We start from the raw sequence: 13353 nt of genomic DNA, 5'->3' as shown, positions 1-13353 counted from the left end.
ATAAAGAAGCCAGGGGCCGTCGACATAAAGAAGCCAGGGGCCGTCGACCCGGAGAACGAACAGCGACCGGAGCACCCGGACCCGGACCAGATGTTCCGGACGGCGCGGCGAAGACGCCGGAGACTCCGCGGACGCGGAGCGAGGAAGCGAAGAGCGGCGGAGGAGGGCCGGATGCACGGGACCGAGGACCACGCACCCGCGCACGAGGACCACGGCCCCGTCCGCTACGGGCCGCCCGCCCCCGATCCCGGCCTCCCGGTCCTCCCGGAACTGGCCGCCGTCCTCGCAGCCGCCTCCGCCCGGACCCGCCCGGAACCCCCCGGCGGAGGCGCCCGGCTGCGCGAGGCGGCCCGCGGCTACTGGGACCGGCGGGGACTGCACGGGGCGGCGGGCGGCATCGCCGCCGCCCCCGGCGCCCAGCCGCTCCTCCTGGCCCTGATCGGCGCCCACGGCGGCGACGTCCTCATGCCGCGCCCCTGCCCCGCCTTCTGGATGCCGCAGTCCCGCCTGCTGGGGCGTCCCGCCTACCATGTGCCGACCCCGGCCGAATGCGGCGGCGTGCCCGACCCGTACGCCCTGCTGGAGACCGTCCGCCGGGTCCGTGCCGAGGGCGGCCGGCCGAAACTGCTGCTGCTGTCCGTCGTGGACGACCCCACGGCCACCGTCGCCCCGCCCGAGCTGGTCCACGAGGCGTGCGAGGCCGCGGTCGGGGAAGGGCTGCACATCATCAGCGACGAGACCTGGCGCGACACCGTGCACCGGCCCCGCGACACCGTTCTGCTCAGCCCCGCCGAGATGTGCCCGGACGACGTCACGGTGATCGCCGACCTGTCCGGAGCCCTCGTACCGGCCGCCTGGCCGGTCGCCGTCGCCCGATTCCCGGACACCGCCCGGGCCGCCGTCCGGCACGCCCGCACCCTGGACATCCTCACCGCGCTCGGCGCCCTCGTCGCGGCTCCGGTCGCCCACGCGGCCGCCCACGCCCTGGGCGAGCCGGAGTCCGTGCGCGAGCGGGCCCGGCGCGCCGCGGCGCTCCAGGCCCAGGTCGCCGCCGCCGCCCACCGCGCGGTCCTCGGCTCCGGCGCGCTGGCCCGCCCGCCACAGGCGGGCCGCCACCTCTACGCCGACCTGGGGCCGCTGCGCTCGCGGCTGGCGGACGTGGGTGTGACGGACTCCATGGAGCTTGAGGAGTACCTCACCGGCCGGCTCGGCGCACCCGCCCCGGGCGGACACCGCTTCGGGGACGAGCTGGGCGCCCTGCGCGTACGCCTGGGCACCGGGCCGCTGCTGGGCGCCACACCGCAGCAGCAGACGGAGTCCCTCACCGCGGCCGATCCCCTGGAGATCGGGCACGTGGCGCGGGCGCTGGACAGCTTCGCCGCCGTGTTCGGCGCGCTGCGCTGAGCACGGCCAGGCCCTGTCGTCGCGGTCCCGGCGTCGCCCGGAGGGCGGCCCTGCGGGGCAGACGGGAGGGTGACGACAGGGCCTACGACGGCTCGGGGCCGAACCGGGACCGCAGCCTGCGCCACACCGCCGGAGCCCCGCTGATCAGCAGCGTCAGGGCGACCGCCGCGACCACTCCCTGCCACGGCTCCGGGAACAGCGAACCGCCCAGGATGCCGATCAACTGGTACGTCGCCGCCCAGGCGAGGCAGGCCGGAACATCGCCCCGGGCGAACCGCCGCAACGGCATCCTGCCCAGCAGGCACGCCAGCATCACGGGGATCCGCCCGGCGGGAACGAGACGGGACAGCACCAGCACCATCCCACCGTGCCGCGCCAGCTTCTCCTGCGCCTGGGCCAGCCGCTCCGGCGCGGCCCGGCGGGTGATCGCCTCCAGCCACTTCGAGCCGTTCCTCGACCGGACCCCGCGCTGCCCCAGCCAGTACAGGCAGACGTCCCCGAGGAACGCGGCGGTCGACGCCGTCAGGAACACGAAGAGCAGGGTGAGCGGCGACGTCTGGTGGAAGGCCACCACCGCCGCCGAACTCACCAGCGCCCCCGTCGGCACCACGGGCACCAGGGACCCCAGCGCCACCAGCGCGAACAGCGTCGGATAGCCGACCGCCTGCTGGGTCGACTCGGGGGGCAGTTCCCGCACCACCTGCTGGATCTCCTGGATCACGGGCCGGCCACCGGTCTGACGCGTTCGCCGTGCCCCAGCAGATGCACGGTCACCTCGGGCGCACGCTTCGCCGCGTGCCGTACGAACTCGTCGCCCGGCGCGTGGAACTCGTGCGGGCGCACCCCGTCCAGACCGATCGGCCAGTACGTGCCGTAGTGCACCGGCACTGCCGACCTCGGCGCCAGACGGGTCAGCGCCTCGGCGGCGCGGGCCGGGTCCAGATGGCTGTGCCCGAGGTAGGGACCCCAGCCGCCCACCGGCAGCAGCGCCACGTCCACCGGCCCCACCGCCTCGGCCATCCCGTCGAAGAGCCCGGTGTCCCCGGCGAAGTACGTCCGCGCCTCGCCCTCGACCACATAGCCGAGCGCCGGCGCGCGGTGCGGCCCGACCGGCAGCCGCCGCCCGTCGTGCAGGGCGGGGACCGCCCGCACCCGCACCTCGCCGACGCGCACCGTCTCGCCCGGTCTCACCTCGGTGACGTGCAGCTGCCGCATCCGCCGCAGCGCCCGCAGACCCGGCACGGCCGCGACCGCGCCGCTCGGTACGACCAGCCGGCTGCCGGGAGCCAGCCGGGCCAGCGACGGCAGATGCAGATGGTCGGAGTGCAGATGGGAGACCAGCACCACCTCGGCGACCGCGGCCTGCGGTGGCGGTACCTCGCCCCGGCGGCGGCGCAGATGCGCGAAGCGCCGTACGAACAGGGGGTCGGTCAGCACCCGCACCCCCGAGTCCTCGATCGTGCAGGTGGCATGACCCCACCAGGTGATCTCCACCGGCACCTCGGCCTCCTCGCTCGATCCTCGTGATCCGTGATCCGTGATCCGTGCATTCCTGATCCCGGCGCGGCGCGCGCGGCCGTGCCCGCCCGCGCTGCCGGTACGAGCCTATGCGCCCCCCGTACCGTCCCGCCGAGCCTCGGAGGCTTCCACCGAAGCCGCTGACCGGCGCCGGCGCTATGAAAAGCTGAAGGTCGGGCTTCGGACGACCGGAGCCGGCGCGGAAGGGCACGAGGTGGACCGGCGTGGGTGACGGGAAGTGGCGTACGGCGGGCAGAGCCCTGATGCGGGTGATCGCGGTCTGGGCGGTGTCCACCCTCACCATGCTCGTGCTGGCCGGAGCCCTGCCCGACTTCCAGCTGCAGGCCGACAACGGCGACACCACCACCAAGACGGCCTTCACCGCCGCCTGGGGCGCGGGCGCCTTCGGCCTCCTGTCCGCCCTGGTCTGGCCCGTCCTCGTACGGGCCCTGCTCATCGTGCCCGCGCTCGTCCTGGGCGCCCTGGTCTTCTTCCTCAACGGCTCGCTGCTGCTGGTAGCGCTGCGCCTCATCCCGGACGGGCGCGGCGACGCCAACCCGGAGACTGCGGTCGTCGTCGCCGCCGTGATGTCCGCCGTCGCCTCCGCCACCTCCACCGCCCTCGCCGTCCGCGACGACGAGGCCTACCGCCGGCGGCTGTCCCGGCTCGCCGACCGGCGCCGCCGGCGCGGCCGCTCCCCGGGCCCGCCGGAACCGGGTCGCGACGGACCGCCCGGCACCGTCTTCCTCCAGCTCGACGGGGTCGGCCACGACGTCCTGGTGAAGGCCGCGGCCGACGGGCTCATGCCCACCGTCGCCGGCTGGCTCGACGACTCGTCCGGACACCGGCTCACCCCCTGGCGCACCGACTGGTCCAGCCAGACCGGCGCCAGCCAGCTCGCCATTCTGCACGGCAGCAACCACGACGTGCCCGCGTTCCGCTGGTACGAGAAGGAGACCCGCACCGTCATGGTCTCCAGCCGTCCCGCGAGCGCCCTCGAAATGCAACGCCGGGCCATTCAGCGCACCCGCGACGGCGGTCTGCTCACCGTCGACGGCGCGAGCCGGGGCAACCTCTTCAGCGGCGGAGCCGGACAGCTCGCCCTGGTGCTCTCGATGGCCGCCCGGCGCGGCAAGGGCCGCCGCTCCCGCGCCGGATACTTCGCCTACTTCTCCGACCCGGCCAACGCCACCCGTACGGCCCTGTCCTTCGTCGCCGAGGTCCTGCGCGAGATCGGCCAGTCGACCCGCGCCCGCGCCCGGAAGGTCACACCGCGGATCAAGCGCGGCGGGCTCTACCCGTTCATCCGCGCGTTCGCGACCGTCGTGGAGCGCGACGTGGTCGCCGCCGCAGTCCTCGGCGACATGTTCGCCGGACGCACCGCCGTCTACGCCGACCTCGTCGCCTACGACGAGGTCGCCCATCACTCGGGCCCCCACAGCCGCGACGCGGAGAAGGTACTCGTACGCCTCGACCGGTCCCTCGCGCTGATCGCCAAGATCGCCGACCACACCCCGCGCACCTATCGGATCGTGCTGCTCTCCGACCACGGCCAGAGCCCCGGGGAGACGTTCGCGGGGAAGTACGGGCTCACGCTCAAGGACCTCGTCCGGGCGGGCTGCGGGCTGCCCGTGCCCCGCCGGGCCCAGCGCACCCGCAGCGCCTCCGAGGCCCGCGACGCGGTGCGGATCGCCCTGCACCGCCCCGTCGAGGGGCAGGAGGCCGAGCACCCGGCCAAGCTCTCCGACCCGATCGTGCTGGCCTCCGGCAACCTCGGGCTGATCTCCTTCCCCGACATCGAGGGCCGCGCCTCCCGCGAAGAGATCGAGCGCCGCCACCCGGCGCTGCTCTCCACGCTCGCCAACCATCCGGGGATCGGGTTCCTCCTCGTACGCGCCGGGGAACAAGGCTCCGTGGTGCTCGGGCCCGGCGGGGCCGAAGTGCCCGTCGCCGAACTGACCGACGGCGAGGGGCCGCTCGCCGTCTTCGGCGTCGGGGCGGCCGCCGCCGTACGGCGCACCGACACCTTCCCGCACGTCGCCGACGTGATGGTCAACTCCATGTACGACCCCGCCACCGGGACCGTGCACGCCTTCGAGGAGCAGATCGGCTCGCACGGCGGTCTCGGCGGCGAACAGGCCCGGCCGTTCCTGCTCTGGCCGCGCGTGCTGACGGACCCGCTCGACATCGTGGCCGCCGAGACCGCGGAGGGCGCACCCGCACCGCCGGGCGGCGGGCTGGTGGGCGCCGAGGCGGTGCACCGGGTGCTGACCCGCTGGCTCCAGGAGACCTCCGGGCCGCAGATACCGGTGCGGGCCGAGGGGTTCGGCGGGACGGGCCCGGCGGACGAGCCGTTCCCGGGCGACGCCCCGGCCCCGGTACCGGAAGCGCCGGGCACGACGGCCTGACCGGGGGGCCGTCCTCCGACGGGCTGCTTCTCCGGCAGAGGCGTCGCTCCTCGATGATGCGCTCTCCGGCGAGCCGTCCGAGCCGGCAAGCCGTCCGCCGCCCGATCAGGCCGCCTGTCGCCGGATCAGGCCGCCTGTCGCCGGATCAGGCCGCCTGTCGCCGGATCAGGCCGACTGTCGTCGTACCAGCGTCGGCGGGAAGAGCACGGAGGGCGAGGGGCCGCGCGGCTCGCCGATCTGCTTCAGCAGCAGCCGGGCCATCTCCGCGGCCATCTCCTCCACCGGCTGCCGCACCGTGGTCAGGGGCGGGTCGCAGGCGGCCGCCGCGCTGCTGTCGTCGAAGCCGACCACCGCCACGTCGGACGGCACGTCGCGCCCGGCCCGGAGCAGGACCGGGAGCGCGCCCAGGGCCATCAGGTCGGAGGCGATGAACACCCCGTCGAGGTCGGGGCGGTCCGCCAGCAGCCGCCGCATCGCCGCGGCCCCGCCCAGATGCGTGAAGTCCCCCTCGGCGCAGGCCACGTCGTCGATGCCGTGGGCGGCGACGGCCTCCAGGAAACCGGTCAGCCGCACCTGACCCGCCGGCTGGTCCTGGGGGCCCGAGACGGTGCCGATGCGGCGTCGCCCCAGCGCGGCCAGGTGGTCGGCCGCCAGCCGCGCCCCGGCGTGCTGGTCCACCTCCACATAGGCCAGCGGGGACGGACGGTGGGGACGGCCCGCGAGGACGGCGGGCATCCTGGTGTCCTGGAGCAGCCCGGGAAGCGGGTCGTCGGCGTGCGTGGTGATCAGCACGACCCCGTCGACATGGCCGTGGCGCAGATAGGAGAGCAACTGGCCCCGGGACGCCTCGTCGTCGGCCAGCATCACGACCATCTGGATGCCCGCGGGGCGCAGTACCTCCAGCAGCCCGCTGACGACCCGCCCGAAGTACGGGTCCGAGAACATCCGGCCGACGAACGGCTCGGACATCGGCCGTCGTTCACGCTCCGAGACCACCAGGGCCACCGAGTCGGTGCGCCGCGTCACCAGCGAGCGGGCGGCCCGGTTGGGCACGTAACCGGTGGTCGCCACCGCCTTCTCGACCACGGTGCGCAGGGCGGGGTCCACCGTGGTCGCCCCGTTGATCACCCGGGACACCGTCGCCCGTGACACACCGGCCACGGCCGCCACGTCCTCCAAGGTCGCGGGGCGTACGGGCTGCGGCACTTCGGCTGTCATGCAGCCCTTTATACCCGCAGGCCGGCCGCCCCGTTCAGCCGAGGCCCGCACCGCGCCCGGCAGCCGTTCCGGCTCGGCGAGGAAGGTCTCGCGCGCCCTCACGAGGGGGTCGGCCCCGGCACCGGGGGCGTTGTCAGTGGTGGGCGGAAGAATGGTGGCCATGACGAACTCAGCTGCTGTGCTCGCCGATGCCGCCGCCTATGCCGCCGCGGTGGAAGAGGCCTCCCTCGCCGCCGCCGCGTACTACGCCACGGGCGAGAGCGCGCTGGACGACGACGCCTATGACCGGCTGGCGCGCGGAATAGCCGCGTACGAGGCGGACCACCCGGAGGAGGTGCTCGCCGACTCGCCGACGGGCAAGGTCGCGGGCGGGGCCGCCGTCGGCGACGTGCCGCACACGGTGCCCATGCTCTCGCTGGACAACGTGTTCTCGGCGGAGCAGTTCGTGACCTGGACCGCGTCGCTGGAGCGGCGGATCGGCAGGCCGGTGACCGCGTGGAGCGTGGAGCCGAAGCTCGACGGCCTGGCGGTCGCCGCGCGCTACCGGGACGGCCGGTTCGAGCGCCTCATCACCCGGGGCGACGGCACGGCCGGCGAGGACGTCTCGCACGCGGCCGGCGCCGTCGTCGGCCTGCCGGAGCGGCTGGCCGCCCCGGTCACCATCGAGGTGCGCGGCGAGATCCTCATGACGAACGAGCAGTTCGAACAGGGCAACGCGATCCGTACGGAACACGGCGGCGCCCCCTTCGCCAACCCGCGCAACGGGGCCGCGGGCACCCTGCGCGCCAAGGACCGCGCCTACCGGGTGGAGACGACCTTCTTCGCGTACGGCGCGCTGCCGCTGCCCGATTCCGGGGAGCTCGCCGGGACCCTCGCCGAACTGCCCCACAGCGAGGTCCTGGCGTACGTCGCCGATCTCGGCGTGCACACGGCCGCGGGCACCGACGTCGCGCCGCTCCGGGCCACCACGGTCGAGGAGGTCCAGGCTCGGGTGGACGGGATAGGTGCCCTGCGCGCCTCGCTGCCGTTCGGCATCGACGGGATCGTGATCAAGGCCGATGTGGCGGCCGACCAGCGCGAGGCCGGCTCCGGCACCCGCGCGCCCCGCTGGGCCATTGCCTACAAGCTGCCCGCCGTGGAGAGGATCACCCGCCTGCTGGCCGTCGAGTGGAACGTGGGGCGCACGGGCATCATCGCGCCGCGCGCCGTCCTGGAACCCGTGGAGATCGACGGCTCCACCGTCGGTTACGCCACCCTGCACAACCCGGCCGACATCACCCGCCGCGACCTGCGGCTGGGGGACCAGGTCATGGTCTACAAGGCCGGCGACATCATCCCGCGCATCGAGGCCCCCGTGGTTCACCTGCGCACCGGCGACGAGACGCCCATCGCCTTCCCCGAGAGCTGCCCGCAGTGCGGCTCCGGCATCGACACGAGCGAGCAGCGCTGGCGCTGCACCCGGGGCCGTGACTGCCGTCTGGTCGCCTCCGTCTCGTACGCGGCGGGGCGCGATCAGCTCGACATCGAGGGCCTCGGCTCCACACGGGTCGTCCAGCTCGTCGACGCGGGCCTGGTCGCGGACTTCGCTGACCTGTTCACCCTGGAGCGGGAGCAGTTGCTCGCCCTCGACCGGATGGGCGAGACCTCCACGGACAACCTCCTGGCGGCCATCGAAACCGCCCGGACCAGGCCGCTGTCCCGGGTCTTCTGCGCCCTGGGGGTGCGGGGCACGGGGCGTTCCATGTCGCGTCGCATCGCGCGCTATTTCGCCACGATGGACCGGATCGTCGCCGCCGACGCGGAGACGCTCCAGCGGGTCGACGGCATCGGCAAGGAGAAGGCGGCCGCGGTGGTCGCCGAGCTGGTGGAGCTGGCGCCGCTGATCGACAAGCTCGTCGCCGCCGGGGTGTCCATGACGGAGCCGGGGGCCACCCCGCCTCCGGAGCCGGGGACGGAGGAGCCGGCGGCCGCGGCGGCAGGCGCGGAGGCGGAGGCCGGTGGCGACGCCGAAACCGGCCCCGCGCTGCCCCTGGCGGGGATGACCGTGGTGGTCACGGGCGCGATGTCCGGAGCGCTGGAGAAGCTGTCGCGCAACCAGATGAACGAGCTGATCGAGCGGGCCGGCGGCAAGTCGTCCTCCAGCGTCTCCAAGCGCACGAGTCTGCTGGTGGCCGGGGAGAAGGCGGGATCCAAGCGGACCAAGGCGGAGGATCTGGGGGTCCGGATCGCGGTGCCGGAGGAGTTCGCGATGCTGGTCGGCGCCTTCCTGGCGGCGGGCGAGGAGGTCTGAGCCGGTCGGCTGCCGTGCGCGCCGCGCCGGTGCGCCTGTGAATCAGTGAGGAAGTGGCGTTCCACCACCCCGTATTGCATAGTGAGGGCTCGGCCGTGCCTCGCTATCAGTGGGGGCGACGGGTGCGTGGGCGGCTGCGATGGGCGGCCGGGGGTGAGGGACGATGCGTTCTGTGCACGACGGACAGCGACCGGGTCGCGCCGTCCCGCCGGCGTCCGAGGACGCCGGTACGGGCCGAAGGTCTCCCTCCCTCGGCGGACCGGGAGCACCCGACGGGCTGCACGGACTTCGCGGGCCTCACGGACTGCGCCATTTTCACGGGCTCCACGCACCTGACCGAGTGGAACCTGCCCGGACCGTCCCCGTCCCGACCGCTGCTCTCCCGACCTCTGCGGTCCCGGCCGTTCGCGGCCCGCTCACTTCCGCGCCCGGCGAGTGGCGAGGGCCGCTCCGCCCGGGTGTGGGCCCATGGGGGAAGGGCCCCGGACCGCTTCGTGACGGGAGCGGTGCCGGGGCATTCGGGGCGGGGCGTTTCCCCGGGGGGCTCCGGACACGCCACCAGCAGCTGTGCGCCCCGGGCGCCCAGGGCGCACGGAGCCTTCCCCCGGCCACCCGGGGACTGGCCCTGGACCTGGGCAGCTCCCGCACCCGGGCGTGGGTGCCCGGCCGGGGACTGGTTCTCGACGCGTTCCCCGGCTCCGGTTACCACGGGGGCGACGAGCGGTCGGTCCGGCGCGGGCGCATCGTCGACCCCGAGTCCTGCGGCCGGCTGCTCGGCCGCATCGCCGACGCGGCCCTGGGGCCGGACCGCAGCGACAGCGTGATCGTTCTCAGCCACCCCGTGCTCGCCGGGGCCGAACACCGTACCGCCGCGCGCGCCCTGCTCGCCGGGCTCGGGACGTCGCGCGTCCTGGTCCTCAGCAGCGCCCGGGCCGCCGCCGCGTACGCCGGACCGAGAGAGACGGGCCCTCTTCTCGTCGTCGACATGGGAGCCGAGCTGACCGAGGTCACGCTCCTGGTCAACGGCTTGGTGGCCGACGCCCGGCAGGCCGAGAGCGGACTGGACGACCTCGACCGCCTCGATCCGGCGAAGCTGCCGGCCGTCCTCGTCCGCACGGTGCTCGACATGATCACGTCCATGTGGCGACACGACCGGCACGGCGCGATCCGCGGGGCCCTGCGGAAGGGCCCCGTGCTCGCGGGCGGCGGCGCGCTGCGAGCCGACGTCACCGATCGCATCGCCCACTGCCTCGGCACCCGGGTGCGCCTGGCCGACGACCCGTCGACCACGGTCGTCCGCGGCGCCGGACAGATCCTCAGCTCCGTGCTCCGCCACCCGACGGTGTCGCACGAGCGATTCGGCCGACCGAGGTGATGCCGCACCCGGGACCCTCCCGGCCGAACGCGTCCCGGGTGCGGTCTCTGCTGGCCGCGCTGTTCCTCACCGTCCTCACTCTGGTCGGCGGCGCCGCCTCGGCCACCGGTGCCGCGCTCGCGCCGCCGGCCTCCCGGAGCCTCGCGTCCGTCGTCACCGCCGCCGCCTCGGCCCCCACCGCACCGCAGCCCCACCACGCCGGGCACGACTCCCGGCACCGCGCTGGACACGACTTCCGGCACCGAGCCGGGCACGAGACCGGGCATCGCTCCCGGCACCTCAGCGGATCCGACCGCGAGGGACCGGACCGTGCGAGCGGGGCCGTGGCGTACACGGGTGCGGGTGCGGGTGCGGTGGCGCAGGCCGGGCACGAGCAGCCCAGGGCGGCGGCCGATCCGGCGCAAGCCCCCCGGGCGGGCACCGGCCGGGCGTACCTGCTTCTTCACGCGGCACCGCCGCCGCACGACGCGCTGACGCCCGCTCCACCGGGGGCGGCCGAGCCGCGCGCCGGCGTGCGGCACGTCGTCGCGGATTCCTCCGACGTACCCGGCGGCCGCAGGGGCGCGCTCCCCGACGTCCGGGGACCTCCGGGCAGGACCACCGGTCCCTCGACCGGTCGTCCGTCCTGTTCTGCCGATCCGGCGCCGCGTCCTCACTGAGATGAGGGCGCCCGGCGCCCCACCGGAGGATTTCCATGACTCGCGCCACCACGGTGCGAGCGGTTCTGGCCGTCGCCGTCCTGCTCGTCTCCGTCTACATCAGCCTGACCATGTCGCCCAGACTCGGCCTCGATCTCCAGGGCGGCACCCGTATCGTGCTCCAGGCCCGGGACACCGCCACCGTCGAGGCGGACCGGGAGACCACCGACCGCACCCTGGAGGTGCTGCGGCAGCGCATCGACTCGCTGGGCGTCTCCGAGCCGACCCTGACCCGGTCCGGCGAGGACCGGATCATCGTCGAACTGCCCGACGTCCAGGATCCGCGCCAGGCCGCCGAAGTGATCGGCCGGACGGCTCAGCTCACCTTCCACGCGGTCGAGGGCCCGGCGGCCGAGGAGCCGGACGAGAAACCTTCGGGCTCCGATCCCACCGCCGACCCGGGCTCCACCGCCGACCCCGGGCCCACCACCGACCCCGACCGGCTTACCCTCCCCGACGAGCAGGGCCGCGCCCTCGCCCTCGGCCCCTCCCGGCTCTCCGGCGCGGGCGTCGAGGACGCCACCGCGGGCTTCGACGCGCAGGGCGGTGCCGGCTGGAGCGTCTCGCTCGAATTCCGCGAGGACGCCGGTCAGGACTGGAAGAGGCTGACCGGCGAGGCCGCCTGCCATCCCGCCGGGGACGACCGCCGGAGGGTCGCCATCGTCCTCGACGAGAAGGTCATCTCCTCGCCGCAGGTCGACCCCTCGGTCGGCTGCCGGGCCGGACTGCCGTCCGGGGCCACCCAGATCACCGGCTCGTTCAGCGCGGACGAGGCGCGTGACCTGGCGCTGCTCATCAAGGGCGGGGCCCTGCCCGTGCCCGTCGAGATCGTCGAGCAGCGGACCGTCGGCCCGACGCTCGGCGCGGCTGCCATCGACGCGAGCGCCCGGGCGGCGCTCATCGGCGCAGCCGCCACCGCACTCTTCATCACGCTCGTCTACCGACTCTTCGGTGCGCTGGCCGCCGTGGCGCTGGCCGCGTACGGGGTGATCTCCTACGCCGCGCTCGTCGCCCTCGGTGTCACGCTGACGCTCCCCGGGCTCGCCGGTTTCGTCCTGGCGATCGGGATGGCGGTCGACGCGAACGTCCTGGTCTTCGAACGGGCCAGGGAGGAGTGCGCCGCAGGGCCGAAACGCTCCCTGCGCTCCGCGCTGGCCACCGGATTCACGAAGGCGTGGAGCGCGGTCGCCGACTCCAACGCGACCACGTTGATCGCGGCCGGGCTGCTCTTCTTCCTGGGCTCGGGTCCGGTCAAGGGCTTCGGGGTCACGCTCGCCATCGGGGTCATCGCCTCGATGTTCTCCGCGCTGGTCATCGCCCGCGCGCTCACCGAGATCGCCGCGAGCACCCGCTTCGTCAGCGACTACAGGGGCGTCAACGGCATCGCGCGCCCCGGCGCCGTGCGGACCTGGCTGGTCCGCAAGGACCCGGAGCTCTTCCGGAAGCCGGTCCGCTGGCTCGTCGTATCGGCGGCCCTGGTCGCCGTCGCGGTGGCCGGGATCGTGGTGCGCGGCGTCGATCTGGGCGTGGAGTTCACCGGGGGCCGGCTGGTGGAGTACTCCACGAGCCGCCCGGTCGACGTCGAGACGGCCCGGGACACGCTCGCCGCCGCCGGGTTCGGGGACGCCGAGGTCACCACGGCCGGGGAAGGCGACCTGTCCGTACGCACAGGGAAGCTCGACAACGACGGTGAACACGCCCTGCGGACCGCCCTCGCCGAGGAAGGGGGCGAGACGACGAAGGTGCGGGACGAGCTGATCGGCCCGAGCCTCGGCGACGAACTGCGGCGCAACGCCCTGATCGCCCTCGGGGTCGCCGTCGCCGTTCAGCTGGCCTACTTGGCGGTCCGGTTCCGCTGGACGTTCGCCGTAGCCTCCGTCGGGGCCATGATGCACGACGTGATCCTCGTGGTGGGGGCCTTCGCCTGGCTGGGACGGCCGGTGGACGGCATCTTCCTGGCCGCCCTGCTCACCGTCATCGGCTACTCGGTCAACGACTCGGTGGTGGTCTTCGACCGGGTACGGGAGACGTGGGGGGCGAACCGGCGGACACCGCTGGACACCATCGCCCGCCGGGCCGTCCTCCAGACCGTTCCGCGCACGGTGAACACCGGGGTGGGCGCGCTGTTCATCCTGGCCGCCCTCGCGGTGCTGGGCGGCGACTCGCTCGCCGACTTCGCGCTCGCCCTGCTCATCGGCATCGTCGTGGGCACGTGGTCCTCGGTGTTCACCGCCGTACCCGGGGCCATCCTCCTGGAGCGGAACGCCAAGGCCCCGCCGCCCGCCCCCGGGAAGCGGAAGGGGAAGGGCTCGGCAGGCGGGAGCGCGGGCGCGTCCCGGCGCGATCCGCTCGACAACGGAGCGCGCGTCTGAGGTGATCCCGCGCTCCGGCGCCACGACCGGCCGCCCCGGCCAGGCGCCAGGCGCCAGGAGGAGGCAGGGG

9 protein-coding genes are annotated in these 13353 nt (G+C 74.6%); 6 read left to right on the top strand and 3 right to left on the bottom strand.

The features are described 5' to 3' along the window. Positions 1 to 171 precede the first annotated feature (171 nt). Positions 172 to 1404: an aminotransferase class I/II-fold pyridoxal phosphate-dependent enzyme gene (locus tag N7925_RS04720; protein ID WP_274343134.1), complete on the top strand. Its 1233-nt coding sequence runs from the start codon at positions 172 to 174 to the stop codon at positions 1402 to 1404. 82 nt (positions 1405 to 1486) lie between these two features. Here N7925_RS04720 and N7925_RS04715 read toward each other — a convergent pair whose 3' ends face one another. After that, positions 1487 to 2125, bottom strand: a complete 639-nt coding sequence (locus N7925_RS04715) for a DedA family protein (protein ID WP_265598234.1) — start codon at positions 2123 to 2125, stop codon at positions 1487 to 1489. Further along, positions 2122 to 2904, bottom strand: coding sequence for an MBL fold metallo-hydrolase (locus N7925_RS04710; RefSeq protein WP_265598233.1), 783 nt, complete (start codon positions 2902 to 2904; stop codon positions 2122 to 2124). Before N7925_RS04710 ends, N7925_RS04715 begins: the two co-directional genes overlap by 4 nt. Before the next feature lie 242 nt (positions 2905 to 3146). On the opposite strand from N7925_RS04710, the gene N7925_RS04705 reads away from it, so the two are divergent. Further along, positions 3147 to 5330, top strand: a complete 2184-nt coding sequence (locus N7925_RS04705; RefSeq protein WP_274343133.1) for a phage holin family protein — start codon at positions 3147 to 3149, stop codon at positions 5328 to 5330. Between the two features lie 165 nt (positions 5331 to 5495). On the opposite strand, the gene N7925_RS04700 is transcribed toward N7925_RS04705, so the two are convergent. Next, positions 5496 to 6548 (bottom strand): LacI family DNA-binding transcriptional regulator, encoded by a 1053-nt coding sequence (locus N7925_RS04700; RefSeq protein ID WP_265603745.1) that lies wholly within the window; start codon positions 6546 to 6548, stop codon positions 5496 to 5498. 151 nt (positions 6549 to 6699) lie between these two features. Here N7925_RS04700 and ligA point away from each other — a divergent pair, with 151 nt between their 5' ends. The 4 genes from ligA (at position 6700) to secD (ending at position 13283) form a co-directional block, all read left to right on the top strand. Beyond that, positions 6700 to 8838, top strand: a complete 2139-nt coding sequence (gene ligA / locus N7925_RS04695; protein ID WP_274343132.1) for an NAD-dependent DNA ligase LigA — start codon at positions 6700 to 6702, stop codon at positions 8836 to 8838. A 658-nt stretch (positions 8839 to 9496) separates the two neighbouring features. Further along, on the top strand, positions 9497 to 10213 hold the full coding sequence (locus N7925_RS04690; RefSeq protein ID WP_274343131.1) for a rod shape-determining protein: 717 nt from the start codon (positions 9497 to 9499) through the stop codon (positions 10211 to 10213). A 38-nt stretch (positions 10214 to 10251) separates the two neighbouring features. Beyond that, entirely contained in the window at positions 10252 to 10872 is a 621-nt protein-coding gene (locus N7925_RS04685) for a hypothetical protein (protein WP_274343130.1), read from the top strand. Between the two features lie 35 nt (positions 10873 to 10907). Further along, positions 10908 to 13283: a protein translocase subunit SecD gene (gene secD / locus N7925_RS04680; protein ID WP_274343129.1), complete on the top strand. Its 2376-nt coding sequence runs from the start codon at positions 10908 to 10910 to the stop codon at positions 13281 to 13283. Positions 13284 to 13353: the final 70 nt, after the last annotated feature.

The sequence above is a fragment of the Streptomyces sp. CA-278952 genome (assembly GCF_028747205.1).
Classification (GTDB): Bacteria; Actinomycetota; Actinomycetes; order Streptomycetales; family Streptomycetaceae; genus Streptomyces.
Note: the sequence above shows the minus strand (reverse complement) of the source record. Positions and strands in the feature narration are given on the sequence as shown.

Bases quoted from the DNA above. Each gene is read 5' to 3' on its own strand.
- N7925_RS04700 (WP_265603745.1), bottom strand. From the start codon at position 6,548: ATGACAGCCGAAGTGCCGCAGCCCGTACGCCCCGCGACCTTGGAGGAC.
- ligA (WP_274343132.1), top strand. From the start codon at position 6,700: ATGGTGGCCATGACGAACTCAGCTGCTGTGCTCGCCGATGCCGCCGCC.
- secD (WP_274343129.1), top strand. From the start codon at position 10,908: ATGACTCGCGCCACCACGGTGCGAGCGGTTCTGGCCGTCGCCGTCCTG.
- N7925_RS04720 (WP_274343134.1), top strand. From the start codon at position 172: ATGCACGGGACCGAGGACCACGCACCCGCGCACGAGGACCACGGCCCC.